This window comes from Lysinibacillus sphaericus, from assembly GCF_006864135.1.
Taxonomy (GTDB): domain Bacteria; phylum Bacillota; class Bacilli; order Bacillales_A; family Planococcaceae; genus Lysinibacillus.
In genome coordinates this window covers 1-544 of the sequence record NZ_SADV01000067.1, presented here as the reverse complement: position 1 = coordinate 544, position 544 = coordinate 1, and the positions used below count along the sequence as shown (strand labels likewise).

Below are 544 nucleotides of genomic sequence, written 5' to 3'. Positions count from 1 at the left end.
GAAAATTTAAAGATGAGTTATTTGATCAATTCGGAAACAATACCAAGTATGAAAAAGCCCTTGCCATCTTTGATGAAGACTTCGAAGATACGATTCAATACATGAACTACCCAGAGAAAATACGATGTCATATTCGTAGTACCAATTCTCTTGAACGTTTAAATCAAGAAGTTCGTAGAAGAGAAAAGGTAATCCGCATTTTCCCTAATACACAATCTGCTTTCGATTAGTAGGTGCGGTTCTAATGCAGTATCAAAAAACTGTATACGCAAAGAAAAAGGGACTCACAACTTAGTGATACTTAAGTATTTTTCATGTAACTTCCATTCCGTAGGATGCCACATTCAGAAACGGCTATCAAAGTGAAAAGAGCCTTTGACAGCCATTTCTGAATGTGGACATATAAATACACGGAAGTTACGGCCAAAAAAATGTAGGGAGATTTGAATGAGTAAGCTCAATTCATTTATCAATCAGACGTTTAGATAAAAATCAGGGTTGAAAACTTTGTATAATATTTTTACACAATATTAAGGACTTGACT

Annotated in this window: 1 pseudogene; it reads left to right on the top strand. The window is 34.4% G+C overall.

The features are described 5' to 3' along the window. Nucleotides 1-295, top strand: a pseudogene (locus C7Y47_RS24725) (transposase); the annotation flags it as partial. Nucleotides 296-544 lie beyond the last annotated feature (249 nt).